This window comes from Pseudokineococcus sp. 1T1Z-3, assembly GCF_037482365.1.
Taxonomy (GTDB): domain Bacteria; phylum Actinomycetota; class Actinomycetes; order Actinomycetales; family Quadrisphaeraceae; genus Pseudokineococcus.
Genome location: NZ_JBBHZF010000026.1, coordinates 315,505 through 333,209, shown reverse-complemented (window position 1 = coordinate 333,209; position 17,705 = coordinate 315,505). Strand labels below are relative to the sequence as shown.

Below are 17,705 nucleotides of genomic sequence, written 5' to 3'. Positions count from 1 at the left end.
CGGAGGGTCGGGGCGGGCCCGGCGGGTAGGAGCGGGCCCGTGCGTGGCGTGGCGCCAACTGTGGCAGTCAACGGGCGCCGTGACGAGGCCATTCCGCCGTCCGCCGCGACGCGGGTAGCGTCCCGGCGGTGATGCAGGGACCCGCCGCGGGCGAGGACGGGACGGCCTCGCCGGCAGGCGCGCCGGCGACGGAGCACTACTTCGGCGGCCGCCTCGCGGGGGTGCCCGCGCCGGCGGACGAGCGCACGCTGCTGCAGGTGCGCCTGCGTGGGCGCGACGTCGAGGTGGAGACCGCGCGCGGGGTCTTCAGCGCCGAGCGGGTCGACCTCGGCACCCGCGTCCTGCTGCGCGAGGTGCCCGCGCCGCCGCGCTCGGGGCACCTGCTCGACCTCGGGTGCGGCTGGGGCGCGGTGGCGCTGGCGATGGCCGCCGAGGCGCCGGAGGCGGTGGTCTGGGCGGTCGACGTCAGCGCCCGGGCCCGGGACCTCACGCGCCGCAACGCCGAGCGCCTCGGGCTGGCGGGGGTGCGCGCCGTCGCGCCGGAGGAGGTGCCGGACGACGTCGCGCTCGCCGCGCTGTGGTCCAACCCGCCCATCCGGGTGGGCAAGGAGGCGTTGCACGACCTGCTGGCCCGGTGGTTGCCGCGGCTCGCGCCGGGCGCCGACGCGCACCTCGTCGTCCAGCGCAACCTCGGCGCGGACTCGCTGCAGGCGTGGACGACGGCGCACCTCGGCGACGTCGTCGAGGTCGAGCGCGCGGGCAGCGCCAAGGGCTACCGGGTGCTGAGGGCCCGGCGGCGGGAGACGCCAGAAGGCTGAGCGGCGCGAGACGCCAGAAGGCTGAGCGGCGGGAGACGCCAGAAGGCTGAGCGGCGGGAGACGCCGTCAGGTCCGGCGGCCGGGACCGCGGCGGCGGCGGGACATCTCCAGCAGGTGGAGCAGCGCCTCGCGGCGCGCGGCGCGGTCTCCCTCGGCCGGCGGGCGCGGGATCTCCGCCGTCACGCTGCGCATGAGCTGGCGGCGCGCCGCCTGGGTGCTGACCGCCCGGCCCCGCTCGGTGACGTCGAGCACGCCTCCGCCATCCAGCACCTGCGCGTGCCGTGCCCGCGCCCCTCGCTCGCCCATGCTGCCCCCGCCCCCGAGGTCGGCGCGGGGAGCGCCGACCAGTCCTGCCGTCGGGAGGAGTGCATCACCTCTGCGTGATGTTGTGTGGCAGGCCGTGATCACGAATTGGTCACCGTCACCCGGCGGGCCGGTGGACGTGGGGTGGCCGGGAGGCGCCGCCGCCGCCCGGCGACGTCGACGTGCGCAAGACCGGTCGTCGCTCAGGCCAGGACGCCGTCGGCGACGAGGACCGCCGGTCCTGCGAGCTCGACCCGCCCCCCGGGCAGCGCCGTCACGCGCAGACGTCCGCCGGGGACCGCGACACGCCAGACGTCGGGCGAGTCGGCGCCGCCCCACAGCCGTACGGCGAGCGCCGCGGCGCAGGCGCCCGTGCCGCACGAGCGGGTCTCGCCGACCCCGCGCTCGTGCACGCGCATGAGCAGCGCCCCGACCCCGGGCGCCGGCGCGTCGAGCGGGACGACCAGCTCGACGTTCGCCCCGTCGGGCGGCACGGGCGAGACCTCCGGGGCGTCGAGGAGGTCGGCGGCCTCCAGCTCGCCGCGGCCGGTGAGGGCGACGACGACGTGCGGGTTGCCGAGGTCGAGGGACAGGCCGGGGCGCGGGACGCCGTCGAGGCCGCGGACCCCGACGGTGGCGTCGAAGCCGGCGGCCACCCCGGCGTCCCCGCCGGGCACGGCCCAGGGCCCCATGTCGACGGCGAACCAGCCGTCCGTGCCCTCGTCGTCGAGCGCCGCGGTGACGCGCTTGACGCCCGAGCGGGTCCCGACGGCGAGGACGCGCCCGTCGGCGAGCTCCTGCGGCGCGAGGAGCCCCTCGCGCAGCAGGTGCGCGACGAGGACCCGGACGCCGTTGCCGCACATCTGGGCAGCGCTGCCGTCGGCGTTGCGGTAGTCCATGAACCACGTCGCGGCGGGGTCCTCGGCCAGCGCGGCTGCACCCTCGGGCAGCGCGTCGCTGCGGACGGCGCGGATGAGCCCGTCCCCGCCCAGCCCGGCACGGCGGTCGCACAGGGCCCGGACGTCGTCGGCGCCGAGGTCGCGCTCGCCGTCGGGGTCGGTGACGAGGACGAAGTCGTTCTCGGTGCCGTGGCCCTTGGTCCAGCGCAGGCCCGCGAGGGTCGAGAGGCTCACGCCCGGGAGGCTACGGCCCCGGGGACGACCTGCTCGACCGCGGCGAGGGCCCGGGCCAGGAGGTCGCCGGGGAGGTCGGCGTCCAGCCAGTGCACGCGCGGGTCGCGGCGGAACCAGCTCTCCTGCCGGCGGGCGAGGCGCCGGGTCGCGCGGACGGTCTCGGCGAGGGCGTCGGCCAGCGAGCACTGCCCCGCGAGGTGGGAGAGCACCTGCGCGTACCCCAGCGCGCGCGACGCCGTCGGGCCCTCGGCCAGCCCGGCGGCCGCCAGGGCGCGGACCTCGTCGACGAGCCCGTCCGCGGCCATCTCGGCGACGCGGGTCTCGATGCGGGCGTCCAGGACCGGTCGCGGCACGCGCAGCCCGACCTGGACGACGGGACGCAGCTCTGGCGGGTGCACGTAGGTCGGCATCGTGGCGCTGAAGGGCCGGCCGCTGACCTCGATGGCCTCCAGGGCACGGACGACGCGGCGCTCGTTGCTCGGCAGCACCGCCGCCGCGGCGGCCGGGTCGAGCTCGGCCAGGCGGGCGTGCAGCGCCGGCGCGCCGAGGCGCCTCGCCTCGGCCTGCCAGCGGGCGCGCACGGCCGGGTCCGCGCCCGGGAACTGCAGGCCGTCGAGCACGGCGCGCACGTACAGCCCGCTGCCCCCGACCAGCACCGGGACCGCTGCCCGGGAGCGAATCTCGGCGACGGCGGCGCGCGCGGCCCGCTGGTAGGCGGCGACGCTCGCGTCCTCGCGCACGTCGAGGACGTCGAGCAGGTGGTGGCGGACGCCGCGGCGCTGCTCGGGCGGGAGCTTCGCCGTCCCGACGTCCATGCCCCGGTAGAGCTGGGAGGCGTCGGCGCTGACGACCTCGCCGCCGAGGGCGAGCGCGAGCGCGACGCCGAGGTCGGACTTGCCGGTCGCGGTCGGGCCGACGACGGCCACGAGGGGCGGCTGGTCAAGGGGGTCCGCCACCCGGCGAGCGTCCCACGCGCGAGGGCGCTGGCCGGCAGGTCTTCGCCGCGGTGGTTGGATCGCCCGTGATGACGCCGCTGGAGCTCGGCCTGCTCGCCCTCGCCGGCGTCGGCGCTGGGCTCGTCGGGTCGGTGGTGGGGCTGGCGTCGCTCGTGTCCTACCCGGCGCTGCTGGCGGTGGGCCTGTCCCCCGTCACGGCCAACGTCACGAACACCGTGGCGCTCGTCGCCTCCGGGATCGGGTCGGCGGCCAGCTCACGGCCCGAGCTCACCGGGCAGCGGGCACGGCTCGTCCGCCTCACCCCGTGGTTCGCGCTCGGTGGCCTCGCCGGCGCCGTCCTGCTCGTGACGACGCCGGGCGAGGTCTTCGAGCGGGTCGTGCCCTTCCTCGTCGGCGGCGCGTCGGTCCTCATGCTGCTCCAGCCGCGGCTGCGCCGGCTCATGCGACGCCCGGTCACGCCGGACGCGTCGGAGTCCTGGCTCGCCCGCGTGGGCCTGCTGCTCGTCGCCGTGTACGGCGGCTACTTCGGCGCGGCGGCCGGCGTGATCATCCCGGTGCTGCTGGGCTTCGTCCTGGACGCGACCGTCCAGCGCCTCGTCGCGCTGAAGAACATCCTGCTCATGGTGAGCAACGTCGTCGCCGCGGGGCTCTTCCTCGCCCTCGGGGTCGTCGACCTCGTGGCCGCGCTCCCCCTCGCCGCCGGGATCCTGCTGGGCGGGTGGCTCGGGCCGATCGTCGCCCGGCGGCTGCCGCAGACCCTGCTGCGCGCCGTCATCGGCGTCGCCGGCCTCGCCCTCGCCGTGCGGCTGTGGGTGGGCGCGGGCTGACCCGCCCGCGAGCGGCCGGGCCGCCGGCCCGCGCTGCTCAGCCCCGCCGCGTCGGCAGCCCGAGGCTGACCGGCACCGGTCCGCGCGCACCTCTGCCCGTCGTCCCGGCACCCCCAGCCGGCGCCGGCACGCCGCACGAGTCGGCCTGCCGGCGGTCCCAGGCGTCCCCGGCCGAGGTGCGCCGCAGCCGGTGGACGAGCTCGCCGCGGGCGGCCAGCTCGGGCCCGACGCCCACCCCCGGGTCGGCGACGAGGTGGTGCGGCGCCGCGTAGGTGACGCGCGTGCTCACCATGTCCCCGGGCCGCGGCGCCGGCTCGCCCTCGGGCAGCGCGACGTGGACGAGCCGGTTGTCCGGCGCGCGCCCGGAGATCCGCGCAGTCGCGCCGTCCTTGCGGCCCTCGCCGACCGAGACCATGACCTCGACCTCGCGGCCGACCTGGGTGAGGTTCTCGTCCCAGCTCACCTGCTCCTGCAGGGCCACGAGCCGCTCGAAGCGCTCCTGGACGACGGCCTTGGGCACCTGGTCGGGCATCGTCGCGGCGGGTGTCCCGGGCCGCGGGGAGTACTGGAAGGTGAAGGCCTGGGCGAAGCGGGAGGCGGCGACGACGTCGAGGGTGGCCTGGAAGTCCTCCTCGGTCTCGCCGGGGAAGCCGACGATGAGGTCGGTGGAGATCGCCGCGTCGGGCATGGCGGCGCGGACGCGCTCGAGGATCCCGAGGAACCGCGTGCTGCGGTAGGAGCGGCGCATCGCGCGCAGCACCCGGTCCGAGCCCGACTGCAGCGGCATGTGCAGCTGCGGCATGACGTTCGGCGTCTGCGCCATCGCGGCGATGACGTCGTCGGTGAACGACGCCGGGTGCGGGCTCGTGAAGCGCACGCGCTCGAGCCCCTCGACGTCGCCGCAGGCGCGCAGCAGCTTGGCGAAGGCGCCGCGGTCGCCGAGCTCGATGCCGTAGGTGTTGACGTTCTGGCCCAGCAGCGTCACCTCCAGCGCGCCGTCGGCCACGAGCGCCCGCACCTCGGCGAGCACGTCGCCGGGGCGCCGGTCCTTCTCGGTGCCGCGCAGCGCCGGGACGATGCAGAAGGTGCACGTGTTGGTGCACCCCACGCTGATGGAGACCCAGCCGGAGGCCGCGGAGTCGCGCTTGGTCGGCAGCGTGGAGGGGAAGGTCTCCAGCGCCTCGAGGATCTCCACCTCGGCGCGGGCGTTGTGCGCAGAGCGCTCCAGCAGCGCGGGCAGGGACCCGATGTTGTGCGTGCCGAAGACGACGTCGACCCACGGGGCGCGCTCGACGATGATCCCGCGGTCCTTCTGGGCGAGGCAGCCGCCGACGGCGATCTGCATGCCGGGGCGCCGCGCCTTGACCGGGGCGAGCCGCCCGAGGTTGCCGTAGAGCTTGTTGTCGGCGTTCTCGCGCACCGCGCAGGTGTTGAAGACGACGACGTCGGCGCTCTCGGGGTCCGCGCCGGCCGGCAGCGCCGTGTACCCGGCGGCCTCCAGCGAGCCGGACAGCCGCTCAGAGTCGTGGACGTTCATCTGGCACCCGAAGGTGCGCACGGCGTAGGTGCGGCCCCGAGCCGGTGCGGCTCCGGTCTCCGGGACGGTCGAGGGGGCGCTCGCGGGGGCGTCGGCGGTCGTCGTCATGGCGTCACCAGGGTACGGACCGCGGCAGGGGCGCCCGAGAGGTCACGATGCCGTCACCTGCGCGTCGCCCCGCCCCGTGGACGCGGCGGGCGGCTACGTTGCGCCGCGTGACCACTGCTGAGGGCGCGGGGGCGTCGGCCGGTGAGCGCGAGCCGCTCGTCGTCATGTCCGGGGTGCAGAAGCACTTCGGCGACCTGCACGTGCTCAAGGACGTCGACCTGACGATCGGCCGCGGCGAGGTCGTCGTCGTCATCGGGCCGTCCGGGTCGGGCAAGTCGACGCTGTGCCGCACGATCAACCGCCTGGAGACCTACGAGGGCGGGTCCATCACCGTCGACGGCCAGCAGCTGCCCGAGGAGGGCAAGGCGCTGGCGCGGCTGCGGGCCGACGTCGGCATGGTGTTCCAGGCCTTCAACCTCTTCGCGCACAAGACGGTGCTGGAGAACGTCACCCTGGGCCCGATCAAGGTCCGCAAGGTCAAGAAGGCCGACGCCGAGCGCCGCGCCCGCGAGCTGCTCGACCGGGTCGGCGTCGGGCACCAGGCGAAGAAGTACCCGGCGCAGCTGTCCGGGGGCCAGCAGCAGCGCGTGGCCATCGCCCGGGCCCTGGCCATGGACCCGAAGGTCATGCTGTTCGACGAGCCCACCTCCGCGCTGGACCCGGAGATGATCAACGAGGTCCTCGAGGTCATGACCGACCTGGCGAGCAGCGGCATGACGATGGTCGTCGTCACCCACGAGATGGGCTTCGCCCGCAAGGCGGCCGACCGCGTCGTCTTCATGGCCGACGGCGAGCTCGTCGAGCAGGCCGACCCCGAGACGTTCTTCACCGCGCCGAGCTCCCCGCGGGCGAAGGACTTCCTCTCCAAGCTCCTGACCCACTGACCAGCGACCCAGACCAGCGAGCGCCCGAACCAGCGACCGCCCAGACCAGCGATCCCCGACGGACGAGGAGCACCATGAGGACCGCACGTACCCGCAGCACCGCCGTCGCCGCCGCCGCGGCGACCACCCTGCTCGTCCTGGCCGCGTGCGGCAGCGACGACGGCGGGGAGGCCGAGGCGCCGGTCGAGACCCCCGACGCGAGCGAGTTCGAGGCCGGCACGACGATGGCCGACCTCAGCGAGGCCGGCACGATGACGATCGGCGTGAAGTACGACCAGCCGGGCTTCGGCCTTCTCGGCCTCGACGGCACGCCCGAGGGCTTCGACGTCGACATCGCCGCCTACATCGCGGGTCAGCTCGGCATCGAGCGGGACTCCATCGAGTGGGTGGAGGCGCCCAGCGCCCAGCGCGAGACGCTGCTGGAGAACGGCACCGTCGACATGGTCATCGCGACCTACACGATCAACGACGAGCGCGCCGAGCGCATCACCTTCGCCGGCCCGTACTACGTCGCCGGCCAGCAGATCATGGTCAACGCTGGCGACGACACCATCAGCGGGCCCGACGACCTGGCCGACAACCCCGACTTCACGATCTGCTCGGTGACCGGGTCCACGCCGGCCGAGAACATCCGCCAGTACCTGGCCGACCCGAGCCAGCTCGTGGAGTTCGCCGTCTACGACGACTGCGTCTCGGCCATGGAGACCGGCCAGGTGCAGGCGGTGACGACGGACAACGTCATCCTCCTCGGCTACGTCGCCGAGTCCGACGGTGCGTTCGAGCTCGTCGGCGAGCAGTTCACCGAGGAGCCGTACGGCATCGGCCTGCCGAACGGCGACGTGGAGATGTGCGAGTTCGTCAACGGGGCCCTGGCCTCGGCCGCCGAGGACGGCTACTACGAGGAGGCCTGGAACTCGACGGCCGGCCAGTACGAGGGCGCAGAGCTGCCTGCGCTGCCCGACCCCGACCCGTGCGCGTGACCACCTGAGAAGGCTCGCCTGAGGAGCGCCGGGGGCGATCACCGCCCTCGGCGCTCCCGTCATCCGTACGGTCCCGGCTCCGGCGACGGAGGCCCGGTGAAGAGGAGCTGACGTGACGCCAGTCCTGGAGAACCTCGACCTGTACGTCTCGGGCTTCTTCGTGTCCCTGCGGATCGCCCTGCTCGCCGGGGTCGGCGCGCTCCTGCTGGGGGCGGTGCTCGCGGCCTTCCGCGTCTCCCCGGTCCCGGTCCTGCAACGCTTCGGCGCCGCGTACGTGACCGTCTTCCGCAACTCCCCGCTCGCGATCGTCCTGTACTTCTTCGCCTTCGGGCTGCCGGCGGCCGGCATCAGCGCCGGCGGCAACTACTTCGTGCTCGGAGTCTCGGGCCTCGCCATGTACACCGCCGCCTTCGTCTGCGAGGCGCTGCGCAGCGGCGTCAACTCGGTCGCGACCGGGCAGGCGGAGGCGGGACGGGCCATCGGTCTCGGATTTACCCAGAACCTTGGTCTCATCGTGCTGCCCCAGGCAGTCCGTTCGGTCGTCCCGCCGGTCGGCAACGTCCTCATCGCCATGACGAAGAACTCAGCCGTCGTAGGTGCGCTCGGGGTCGGCGGCGACCTCTTCAGCGCCTACAACCGGATGACCAGCGCCCTGGGGTACGCGCAGCTGCCGTCCCTGCTCGGGATGGCCATCGGCTTCCTCGTCATGACCCTGTCCGCCGGCGCCTTGCTGGCCCTGCTGGAGCGGAAGCTGGAGATCGCCCGATGAGTGCCGTCGCCCCTGTGCTCTTCGACGCGCCCGGACCGCGGGCCCGCCGGCGCATCTTCGCGCTCACCGTCGTCGCCGCTCTTCTCGCCGCTGGCGTGGTCGCGCTGGGTGTACGGCAGCTCGCGGTGACAGGCGAGCTGTCGTGGGCGCTCTGGGGGCCGTTGCTCGACCCGAGCAACGAGGACTTCGCGCTGGTGTGGGCGCGGCTCGGCAGTGGGCTTGCCGTGACCCTCCAGGCGGCGTCTCTCTCGATGGTCCTGGCACTGGTCCTCGGCACGGTGGTCGCGATGGGCCGCCTCATGGCCGGGCCGGTGCTCCGCGTGCCATTGGTCGGCATGGTCGAGCTGCTCCGCGGGCTGCCCGTCATCGTCACCTTGCTGCTCAGCAGCTTCGTCCCCCGGTCGCTCGGCTTCCCGATCCCCGACTTCGCCGCGCTCGTCGTCGGGCTGGTCCTCTACAACATGGTGATCATCAGCGAGATCTTGCGGGCGGGAGTGCGCTCGCTGCCGCGGGGGCAGTCGGAGGCCGGCAAGGCGATCGGCCTGCGCCCCGGGCAGACGATGCTCCTCGTCCAGCTGCCCCAGTCCTTCCGCTCGATGCTCCCCTCGCTCATCAGCCAGCTCGTCGTGGTCGTCAAGGACACCGCACTCGCGATCTTCGTCTTCGTCCAGGTCACGGAGCTGGCGCGGTCCGGTCAGCAGATCCGCAACGCCTTGGACAACCCGATCCAGACCTTCGCCGTCGTCGCGGTCATCTACGTCGTCCTCAACCTCCTGCTGGAGAAGCTGGCGACGCTGGTCGAGGCTCGGCTCTCGGCCAGCCGGTCCGGGGACGACGAGGACGCCCCCGCCACCCCGGCGACCGAGGGCGCCCGCGTCTGAGACCGGCCGGGGCATCGCGCCGGCCGGCCGTCACGGACGGTGCTGCAGGAGGTCGGGCACAGATCTGCCCGATCAGCCGCCCTCGCCGTCCAGCGCCGCGCGCACGACGGCGTAGGCGAGGCCGGCGGGGTAGCCCTTGCGCGCGAGGACGCCCGCCAGGCGGCGCTCGCGGACCGACCGGTCGAGCCCGCGCGTGGCCCGGAGCTTGCGCTCGACGACACGTTCGGCCGCCGCCCGTTCGTCATCGTCGGTGACCTCGGCGAGGGCGCCCTGGGCGACGTCGTCCTCGACGCCCTTGCGCCGCAGCTCGTGCGCGAGCCCCCGGCGGGCCAGGCCACGCGTCTCCTGCCGGGACCGGACGAGCATCCCGGCGTAGGCCTCGTCGTCGACGAGACCGACCTCCTCGAGCCGGTCGAGGACTGCCGCGGCGACCTCCTCCTGGACGCCCTTGCCCGCCATCTTCTGCGCCAGCTCGGCGCGGCTGCGCGGTGCCGTCGTCAGCTGGCGCAGGGCGACCGCCCTCGCGACGGCAGCGGGGTCGGCGTCGGCGTCCTGCTCCGGCCGCTCCCGGGCGTCACCGCCCCTGCGGCCCTGACCCGGCGCGCGGCCTCGGGACCGGCCTGCGTCGGGGGCGGCACCACCGCCCCCGACCTCGGCCCCGCTCAGAAGGCGACCTCAGGCCCCTGCCCGGTGTCGGCGGGCTTGTCCACGCGCGGCCCGACGCCGAGCTTCTCCTTGATCTTCTTCTCCAGCTCGTCGGCGAGGTCGGGGTTGTCGCGCATGAACGCGCGGGCGTTCTCCTTGCCCTGGCCGAGCTGGTCGCCGTCGTAGGTGTACCAGGCACCGGACTTGCGGACGAAGCCCTGCTCGACCCCCATGTCGATGAGGCCGCCCTCCCGGGAGATGCCGTGCCCGTAGAGGATGTCGAACTCGGCCTGCTTGAACGGCGGGCTGACCTTGTTCTTGACGACCTTGACGCGGGTGCGGTTGCCGACCGGCTCGGTGCCGTCCTTGAGCGTCTCGATCCGCCGCACGTCCAGGCGGACGGAGGCGTAGAACTTCAGCGCCTTGCCGCCCGTGGTGGTCTCGGGCGAGCCGAACATCACCCCGATCTTCTCGCGCAGCTGGTTGATGAAGATCGCCGTCGTACCCGAGCCGTGCAGGGCACCGGTGATCTTGCGCAGCGCCTGCGACATGAGGCGGGCCTGCAGGCCGACGTGGCTGTCCCCCATCTCGCCCTCGATCTCGGCGCGCGGCACGAGGGCGGCGACCGAGTCGATGACGATGATGTCGAGCGCCCCGGAGCGGATGAGCATGTCGGCGATCTCCAGCGCCTGCTCACCGGTGTCGGGCTGGCTGACGAGCAGCGCGTCGGTGTCGACGCCCAGCTTCTGCGCGTAGTCCGGGTCGAGGGCGTGCTCGGCGTCGATGAAGGCCGCGATGCCGCCGGCCTTCTGGGCGTTGGCGACCGCGTGCAGGGCCACCGTCGTCTTGCCGCTGGACTCCGGGCCGTAGATCTCCACGACGCGCCCGCGGGGCAGCCCCCCGATGCCGAGGGCGACGTCCAGGGAGATCGAGCCGGTCGGGATCGTCTCGATGGGGGCACGCACCTCGTCCCCGAGGCGCATCACCGAGCCCTTGCCGAACTGGCGGTCGATCTGCGCCAGCGCGGTGTCGAGCGCCTTGCTGCGGTCCGCCGTCACGGGAGCGGCCATGGTGTCACCTCAGGGTCTCGGCCGGCGTGGGCGCCGGGGTTCTCGTCCGTCGGGGCGACGCTAGGAGCACCCGCCGACAGCGGGCGCCCGACGCCGCGGGCTGTGGACGAGCGGCGCGACCGCCGTCCTGTGCGCTCCACGGTAGGCGAACGTCCGTTCGACCGTCGCACGCCGCGCGCGACACGCCGGGAGGCCCGGCGCCGCGGCGGCGCCCCTCACCGCCGCCGCGCCGCCGGGTCGCGGCCCAGCCGGCGCTCGGGCGGGACGTCCATGACCTCGCACACCGCCGCCCACACCTCCCGCGGGGGCACCCCCGCCTCCAGCGCCTCGTCCGGCGTCCGGCTCCCGAGCGCGCCGACGACCTGGCTGGAGGCCACCGACCGCGCGTAGCCGGAGCCCAGCTCCTCGTCCATCAACCGCCAGAACTCGCTCAGCCGCACCTCTCCAGGGTGCCACCCGAGGCGGTCCCGGGGCCCGACGACGCCGTCGTCGGTGGTGGCGGGCAGGATCGCGGCGTGCCTCGGAGAGCAGCGACGTCCAGCGTGGAGGGCCCCGCCGCGGGCACGTCCGGCGCCGGCTCGTCCGCGCCGTCCGGCCCGGAGGTGCTCGGGCGCTTCTCGGAGGCGACGCGGCGCTGGTTCACGGGCGCCTTCGCCGCCCCGACGAGCGCGCAGGTGGGCGCCTGGGACGCCATCAGCAGCGGTGACCACACCCTCGTGGTGGCCCCCACGGGCTCCGGCAAGACCCTGTCGGCGTTCCTGTGGTCGGTCGACCGGCTCGTCAGCGAGCCCGTCCCCGAGGCCGCGCAGCGCTGCCGGGTCCTCTACGTCTCGCCGCTCAAGGCCCTCGCCAGCGACGTCCAGCGCAACCTGCGCGCCCCGCTCACCGGCATCGGGCACGAGCGCGTGCGCCTGGGCCTGCCCGAGCCGGACGTCCGGGTCGGCATCCGCTCGGGCGACACCACCGCGGCCGACCGCCGCCAGCAGGCGCGCACGCCGCCCGACATCCTCATCACGACGCCCGAGTCCCTCTTCCTCGTCCTCACCTCCCGTGCGCGCGAGTCGCTCGTGGGGGTGACCACGGTCGTCGTCGACGAGGTCCACGCCGTCGCCGGCACCAAGCGCGGCGCGCACCTGGCGCTGTCGCTGGAACGGCTCGACGCGCTGCTGCCGCAGCCGGCCCAGCGCGTCGGCCTGTCGGCGACCGTGCGCCCGCCCGAGGCCGTCGCGCGCTTCCTCGCCGGCACCCGCCCGCCCGGGTCGCCCGGCGGGCGGGCGACGACGGTCGTCCAGCCGCCCTCGGAGAAGCGTTTCGGCCTCTCCGTGGTCGTGCCGGTCGAGGACATGTCCGCGATCGGCGACGCCACCGAGGACCTCTCCGGCGCCGCCGCGGGTGCCCAGCGCACGACGTCGATCTGGCCGTCGGTCGAGGAGCGCATCGTCGACCTCGTCGCGCCGACCGGGGACGAGCACCGCTCGACCATCGTCTTCGCCAACTCCCGCCGGCTGGCCGAGCGGCTCACCGCCCGCCTCAACGAGGAGTGGGCGCAGCGGCTCGGGACGACGCAGGAGCAGGACGACGACGCCCCTGGCGACGAGGGCTCCGACGTCGACCAGCGGGACGACGACGGCGAGCACGACGAGCACGACGAGGGCCCCCAGTGGGCCGCCTCGGCGGGCACCCGCCTGGCCGAGCGGCCGCGCCGCCCGCCCGCGGAGGTGATGGCGCAGGCCGGCGCCTCCGCCGGCCTGCCCGCCCTGCTGGCCCGCGCCCACCACGGCTCGGTGAGCAAGGAGCAGCGCGCGCTCATCGAGGACGACCTCAAGAGCGGGCGGCTGCCCGCCGTCGTCGCCACCTCCAGCCTCGAGCTCGGCATCGACATGGGCGCGGTCGACCTCGTCGTGCAGGTCGAGTCCCCGCCGAGCGTGGCCAGCGGCCTCCAGCGGGTCGGGCGGGCCGGGCACCAGGTCGGCGCGGTCAGCCGCGGCGTGCTGTTCCCCAAGTTCCGCTCCGACCTCGTCCAGACGGCCGTCGTCACGGAGCGGATGCGGGCGGGCCGCATCGAGGAGCTGCGCATCCCGACGACGCCGCTGGACGTGCTGGCCCAGCAGGTCGTCGCGATGACGGCGATGGACGACTGGTCGGTCGACGACCTCGAGGCGCTCGTGCGCCGGACGGCGTCCTTCGAGCAGCTGGGTCGCCCCGTCCTGGAGGCGGTCCTCGACATGCTCTCGGGGCGCTACCCCAGCGAGGAGTTCGCCGAGCTGCGCCCGCGGGTGGTGTGGGACCGCGTGGCCGACACCCTCTCCGGGCGGCCGGGAGCGCAGCGGCTGGCCGTGACGAGCGGCGGCACCATCCCCGACCGCGGGCTCTACGGCGTCTTCCTGGCCTCGGGCGAGGGCCCGGGCCGGCGGGTCGGGGAGCTCGACGAGGAGATGGTCTACGAGTCGCGCGTCGGTGACGTCTTCACCCTGGGCGCCTCGACGTGGCGGATCGAGGACATCACCCGCGACCAGGTGCTCGTCACCCCGGCGCCGGGGCAGCCGGGCAAGCTGCCGTTCTGGCACGGCGACGCGCTCGGCCGCCCCGCCGAGCTGGGCCGGGCGGTGGGCGGGTTCGTGCGCGAGCTCGCTGCCGCCCCCGGCGGGTGGGACGGCGAGGTGGCCCGCGGCCGCGCGCAGGCCGCCGGGCTCGACGCGTGGGCGGTCGACAACCTCCTCGGGTACCTGCGCGAGGAGCAGGAGGCCCTCGGCCACCTGCCCGACGACCGCACCCTCGTCGTCGAGCGCTTCCGCGACGAGCTCGGGGACTGGCGCGTCGTCGTCCACTCCCCCTACGGCCAGCAGCTGCACGCGCCGTGGGCGCTGGCCGTCGCGGCGCGGATGCGCGAGCGCTTCGGCGTCGACGTCCAGGCCATGCCCGCCGACGACGGGATCGTCCTGCGGCTGCCCGACGCCGGCTACGACGGAGGCCTCGGGGGCGGGCTGGGCGACGGCGACGCCGAGGACGCCGCCGGCGGCGCCGGCCTGCCCGACCTCGCCGACGTCCTGCTCATGGACCCCGACGACGTCGCCCAGGTCGTCACCGAGGAGCTCGGCGGGTCGGCGCTGTTCGCCGCCCGGTTCCGCGAGTGCGCCGGCCGGGCGCTCCTGCTGCCCCGCCGCAGCCCGGACCGGCGCCAGCCGCTGTGGCAGCAGCGTCAGCGCGCCGCACAGCTGCTGGAGGTCGCCGCGCGCTACCCCTCCTTCCCCGTCGTCCTGGAGACGGTGCGCGAGTGCCTGCAGGACGTCTTCGACGTCCCCGCGCTGGAGCAGCTGCTGCGCGACCTGCGCTCGCGGGCCGTCCGGGTCGTCGAGGTGACGACCCAGACGCCGTCGCCCTTCGCCCGCAGCCTGATGTTCGGCTACGTCGCCCAGTTCCTCTACGAGGGCGACTCCCCGCTCGCCGAGCGCCGCGCGGCGGCGCTGTCGCTCGACCCCGGCCTGCTCGCCGAGCTGCTCGGGCGCGGGGACGGCGCCGCGCTCGCCGACCTGCTCGACCCGGGCGCCGTCGTCCGCACGCACCGCGAGCTGCAGCGGCTGCTGCCCGAGCGCGGGGCGCGCGGCGCCGAGGACGTCGCCGACCTGCTGCGGGTGCTCGGTCCGCTCAGCACGCTGGAGGTGGCGCGGCGGGTGCGCCCGGGTGCCGTCCCCGGCGTCGACGACGCCCCAGCCAACGACGACGCAGCCCACGACGACGCAGTCCACGACGCCCCAGCCCACGACGACGCAGCCGACGACGCCTCGCCGGCGGACGGGACGTCCGACGACGCGCCGGAGCGGGACGCCGACGCCCGCGAGGCGGCGGCGCACGCGCGGCTGCCGACGGTGGAGGGCTGGCTGCGCTCGCTGGAGCAGCAGCGACGGGTGATCGCCGTGCGCATCGCCGGCGAGGAGCGCTGGGCGAGCATCGAGGACGCCGGGCGGCTGCGCGACGCCCTCGGCACACCGCTGCCCGTCGGCGTCCCCGAGGCCTTCACGGCGCCCGTGCCGGACCCGGTCGGCGAGCTGGTCTCCCGCTACGCCCGCACCCACGTGCCTTTCGCCCCGGCGCAGCTGGCCCGGCGGTTCGGCCTGGGCGGTGCCGTCGTCGCCGCCGCGCTGCGGGCCCTGGAGCAGCGGGGCCGGCTCGTGCGCGGGGACCTGCTGCCCGACGGCGCCCGCGGCCTGCTCGGCGAGGGGACCGCTCCTCCCGACGAGGCCACCGTGGCGCCCGCCGAGGCGGGCGTCGAGCACGTCTGCGACGCCGAGGTGCTGCGGGTGCTGCGGCGTCGCTCCCTGGCGGCGCTGCGGGCCGAGGTCGAGCCGGTGCCGGCCGAGGACCTCGCCGCCTTCGTCCCCCGCTGGCAGGGCGTCGGGGCGCGGCTGCGCGGCGCCGAGGGCCTCGTGCGGGTCGTCGAGCAGCTGGCGGGGGCGGTGCTGCCGGCCAGCGCGGTGGAGTCACTCGTCCTGCCGGCACGGCTGCAGCGGTACTCCCCCGCGCTCCTCGACGAGCTGACCGCCTCCGGCGAGGTGCTGTGGTGCGGGCACGGCACGCTGCCCGGGGACGACGGGTGGGTGTCGCTGCACCTGGCCGACTCGGCGCACCTCACCCTGCCGCCGCGGGCGCGCTGGGACTGCGTGGACGGCCGGGGCGACGCCGCGCTCCCCCACGCCGTCGCCGCGGCGGCCTCGGAGGACACGCTCGAGCTGACCGACGACCACCGGGCCGTCCTGGACGCGCTCGACGGCGGCGGCTCTTACTTCTTCCGCGCCCTCGCCGACGCCGTCGGCGCCACCGACGACGAGGCGCTCGCGGGTGTGCTGTGGGACCTGGTCTGGGACGGCCGGCTGACCAACGACACGCTGGCGCCGTTGCGGGCGCGGCTGCGCGGCGGCCGGACCCGGCACCGCAGCGCGCCGGCCCCCGCGACGTCCCGGTACGCGAGCAGCCGCCGCGGGTGGGCCGCCGGCCGCTCCCGCCCCGGCCGTCCGTCGGTCCCCGTCCGGGGCGGCCCGCCGCACGCCGCCGGGCGCTGGTCGCTGCTGCCGGAGACCGAGCCTGACGTCACGGTGCGGGCGGCGGCGCAGGCCGAGGTGCTGCTGGACCGCTACGGCGTGCTCACGCGCGGGTCGGTCGTCGCCGAGCGCCTGCCCGGCGGCTTCGCCGGGGTGTACCGCGTGCTCGCCGCCATGGAGGACGCCGGACGCGTGCGTCGCGGCTACTTCGTCGAGGGCCTCGGGGCCTCCCAGTTCGCCGGGCCGGGCGCCGTCGACCGGCTCCGCGCCGTCGCACGTCCGGTCGGCGAGCACGCCGACGACGGCTGGTCACCCCCGGGCCGCCGGGACGAGGACGACCGGCCCGCCGTCGTCGTCTCGGCGTGCGACCCGGCCAACCCCTTCGGCGCCGCGCTGCCCTGGCCGCCGCGGGAGGCCGGCGCGGGCGCCGGCGCCCAGGAGGCGAGCGGTGACGGCGGCGAGAGCCCGGGTGAGGACGGCGCGGCCACCATCACCCGCGGGCACCGGCCGGCCCGCGCGGCCGGCGCGCTCGTCGTCCTGCGGGAGGGCCGCCTGCTGCTCTACGTCGAGCGGGGCGGGCGGTCCGTGCGCTCGTGGTCGGGCGACCCCGACGACCTCGCCGCCGCGGGCCGGGCGCTCGTCACCGCCGTCCGCGACGGCGGCCTGGGCCAGCTGCTCGTGCAGAAGGCCGACGGCGAGCCCGTGCTGGGGGGCGGCCCGGTCGCCGACGCCCTCGAGGCCGCCGGCTTCACCCCCACGCCGCGCGGGCTGCGGCTGCGACCGTGAGCGTCAGCGGTGCCTGAGGGCGACACCGTGCTGCGGACGGCGCGGCGCCTGCACGCCGCGCTGGCGGGGCGGACGCTCCTGCGCAGCGACCTGCGGTGGCCGACGCTGGCGACCGCGGACCTGCGCGGGCAGGTGGTCGAGGAGGTGGCCGCCCGGGGCAAGCACCTGCTGCTGCGCACCGACGCCGCGCTCACGCTGCACAGCCACCTGCGGATGGACGGGTCGTGGCACGTCGTCCGCACCGGCGACCGGCGACGGGTCCGCTCCGCCGAGGGCGTCCGCGCCGTCCTGACGACGGAGGAGTGGACGGCCGTCGGCCACCGGCTGGGGATGCTCGACCTCGTCGCGACCGCCGACGAGGGCTCGCTCGTCGGTCATCTCGGGCCCGACCTGCTGGCCGACGACTGGGAGGCCGGCGGCGCGGACGCCCAGCCCCACGCAGGGCTCGACGCCCAGCCCGACGCGGTCCCCCGTTCGCAAGGCGGGGCGGGGCGCGCGCTGAGCGCCCTGCAGGCCGACCCGGCCCGCGAGGTCGGCGACGCCCTGCTCGACCAGCGCCTGGTGGCGGGCATCGGCACCTTCTGGATGAGCGAGGTGCTCTTCCTGCGCGGGCACAGCCCCTGGGCGCCGGTCGCCGCGGTGGACCTCGCCGCCGTGCTGGCCCTGGCCCGGCGGGCGATGCGCCTGGCGCTCGAGGCCCGCGAGCCCGTGCAGACGACGACGGGAGACACCAGGCCCGGGCGCAACCGCTACGTGCACGCCCGCTCGGGCCTGCCCTGCCGGCGGTGCGGGAGCACGGTCCGGGTCGCCCCGATCGGCGTCGGGCCGCACGCCCGCAGCGCCTTCTTCTGCCCGTCCTGCCAGCCCGGGCCGCGCCCGACCGACGACGGCCGCGCGCAGCCACCCCTCGGTCACGACCGCCGGGGAGGTGCCGCAGCCAGGCGCCGAGGCACCTCGCCGTACGCCTGAGAC

15 protein-coding genes are annotated in these 17,705 nt (G+C 75.9%); 8 read left to right on the top strand and 7 right to left on the bottom strand.

The window, feature by feature from the left end; all coding sequences use genetic code 11:
• Positions 1–131: 131 nt before the first annotated feature.
• Positions 132–818 (top strand): class I SAM-dependent methyltransferase, encoded by a 687-nt coding sequence (locus WDV86_RS13665; RefSeq protein WP_339568577.1) that lies wholly within the window; start codon positions 132–134, stop codon positions 816–818.
• Between the two features lie 66 nt (positions 819–884).
• On the opposite strand, the gene WDV86_RS13660 is transcribed toward WDV86_RS13665, so the two are convergent.
• From WDV86_RS13660 to miaA, 3 genes are all read right to left on the bottom strand, one after another.
• Positions 885–1,124, bottom strand: a complete 240-nt coding sequence (locus WDV86_RS13660) for a hypothetical protein (RefSeq protein ID WP_339568183.1) — start codon at positions 1,122–1,124, stop codon at positions 885–887.
• Between the two features lie 200 nt (positions 1,125–1,324).
• The gene (dapF, locus tag WDV86_RS13655) at positions 1,325–2,254 is read right to left on the bottom strand and encodes a diaminopimelate epimerase (protein ID WP_339568182.1); all 930 of its coding nucleotides are present in this window, start codon (positions 2,252–2,254) and stop codon (positions 1,325–1,327) included.
• Positions 2,251–3,210, bottom strand: a complete 960-nt coding sequence (gene miaA / locus WDV86_RS13650) for a tRNA (adenosine(37)-N6)-dimethylallyltransferase MiaA (protein WP_339568181.1) — start codon at positions 3,208–3,210, stop codon at positions 2,251–2,253. The genes dapF and miaA overlap by 4 nt, the downstream gene beginning before the upstream one ends.
• Before the next feature lie 68 nt (positions 3,211–3,278).
• Between miaA and WDV86_RS13645 the strand changes: the two genes are divergently transcribed.
• The gene (locus WDV86_RS13645) at positions 3,279–4,037 is read left to right on the top strand and encodes a sulfite exporter TauE/SafE family protein (RefSeq protein WP_339568576.1); all 759 of its coding nucleotides are present in this window, start codon (positions 3,279–3,281) and stop codon (positions 4,035–4,037) included.
• 37 nt (positions 4,038–4,074) lie between these two features.
• Here the strand turns inward: WDV86_RS13645 and miaB are convergent, their stop codons facing one another.
• Positions 4,075–5,682 (bottom strand): tRNA (N6-isopentenyl adenosine(37)-C2)-methylthiotransferase MiaB, encoded by a 1,608-nt coding sequence (gene miaB / locus WDV86_RS13640; RefSeq protein WP_339568180.1) that lies wholly within the window; start codon positions 5,680–5,682, stop codon positions 4,075–4,077.
• A gap of 164 nt (positions 5,683–5,846) precedes the next feature.
• Here miaB and WDV86_RS13635 point away from each other — a divergent pair, with 164 nt between their 5' ends.
• The 4 genes from WDV86_RS13635 to WDV86_RS13620 all read left to right on the top strand — a co-directional run bounded on the left by WDV86_RS13635 (position 5,847) and on the right by WDV86_RS13620 (position 9,196).
• Complete coding sequence (locus tag WDV86_RS13635) at positions 5,847–6,566, top strand: amino acid ABC transporter ATP-binding protein (RefSeq protein ID WP_339568575.1); 720 nt, start codon at positions 5,847–5,849, stop codon at positions 6,564–6,566.
• 74 nt (positions 6,567–6,640) lie between these two features.
• On the top strand, positions 6,641–7,546 hold the full coding sequence (locus WDV86_RS13630) for a glutamate ABC transporter substrate-binding protein (RefSeq protein ID WP_339568179.1): 906 nt from the start codon (positions 6,641–6,643) through the stop codon (positions 7,544–7,546).
• A gap of 112 nt (positions 7,547–7,658) precedes the next feature.
• Positions 7,659–8,315 carry an amino acid ABC transporter permease gene (locus tag WDV86_RS13625; RefSeq protein ID WP_339568178.1) on the top strand — a complete coding sequence of 219 codons (657 nt, stop codon included), beginning with the start codon at positions 7,659–7,661 and terminating at the stop codon, positions 8,313–8,315.
• Positions 8,312–9,196 carry an amino acid ABC transporter permease gene (locus WDV86_RS13620; protein ID WP_339568177.1) on the top strand — a complete coding sequence of 295 codons (885 nt, stop codon included), beginning with the start codon at positions 8,312–8,314 and terminating at the stop codon, positions 9,194–9,196. The genes WDV86_RS13625 and WDV86_RS13620 overlap by 4 nt, the downstream gene beginning before the upstream one ends.
• 72 nt (positions 9,197–9,268) lie before the next feature.
• Here WDV86_RS13620 and WDV86_RS13615 read toward each other — a convergent pair whose 3' ends face one another.
• The 3 genes from WDV86_RS13615 to WDV86_RS13605 form a co-directional block, all read right to left on the bottom strand.
• Positions 9,269–9,862 carry a regulatory protein RecX gene (locus WDV86_RS13615; protein WP_445263091.1) on the bottom strand — a complete coding sequence of 198 codons (594 nt, stop codon included), beginning with the start codon at positions 9,860–9,862 and terminating at the stop codon, positions 9,269–9,271.
• Positions 9,859–10,911, bottom strand: coding sequence for a recombinase RecA (recA, locus tag WDV86_RS13610; RefSeq protein WP_339568175.1), 1,053 nt, complete (start codon positions 10,909–10,911; stop codon positions 9,859–9,861). Before recA ends, WDV86_RS13615 begins: the two co-directional genes overlap by 4 nt.
• A 215-nt stretch (positions 10,912–11,126) precedes the next feature.
• A complete protein-coding gene (locus WDV86_RS13605) occupies positions 11,127–11,351 on the bottom strand; it encodes a DUF3046 domain-containing protein (protein ID WP_339568174.1) in 225 nt (74 codons plus the stop codon).
• A 162-nt stretch (positions 11,352–11,513) separates the two neighbouring features.
• On the opposite strand from WDV86_RS13605, the gene WDV86_RS13600 reads away from it, so the two are divergent.
• Both WDV86_RS13600 and WDV86_RS13595 read left to right on the top strand, forming a co-directional pair.
• Complete coding sequence (locus tag WDV86_RS13600; RefSeq protein WP_445263090.1) at positions 11,514–16,733, top strand: Lhr family helicase; 5,220 nt, start codon at positions 11,514–11,516, stop codon at positions 16,731–16,733.
• 9 nt (positions 16,734–16,742) lie between these two features.
• A complete protein-coding gene (locus WDV86_RS13595) occupies positions 16,743–17,702 on the top strand; it encodes a DNA-formamidopyrimidine glycosylase family protein (RefSeq protein ID WP_339568172.1) in 960 nt (319 codons plus the stop codon).
• The last annotated feature ends 3 nt before the right edge of the window (positions 17,703–17,705 follow it).

Coding starts and splice junctions, on each gene's coding strand:
- WDV86_RS13665 (WP_339568577.1), top strand. CDS start 132: ATGCAGGGACCCGCCGCGGGCGAGGACGGGACGGCCTCGCCGGCAGGC.
- WDV86_RS13660 (WP_339568183.1), bottom strand. CDS start 1,124: ATGGGCGAGCGAGGGGCGCGGGCACGGCACGCGCAGGTGCTGGATGGC.
- WDV86_RS13645 (WP_339568576.1), top strand. CDS start 3,279: ATGACGCCGCTGGAGCTCGGCCTGCTCGCCCTCGCCGGCGTCGGCGCT.
- miaB (WP_339568180.1), bottom strand. CDS start 5,682: ATGACGACGACCGCCGACGCCCCCGCGAGCGCCCCCTCGACCGTCCCG.
- WDV86_RS13635 (WP_339568575.1), top strand. CDS start 5,847: ATGTCCGGGGTGCAGAAGCACTTCGGCGACCTGCACGTGCTCAAGGAC.
- WDV86_RS13630 (WP_339568179.1), top strand. CDS start 6,641: ATGAGGACCGCACGTACCCGCAGCACCGCCGTCGCCGCCGCCGCGGCG.
- WDV86_RS13620 (WP_339568177.1), top strand. CDS start 8,312: ATGAGTGCCGTCGCCCCTGTGCTCTTCGACGCGCCCGGACCGCGGGCC.
- recA (WP_339568175.1), bottom strand. CDS start 10,911: ATGGCCGCTCCCGTGACGGCGGACCGCAGCAAGGCGCTCGACACCGCG.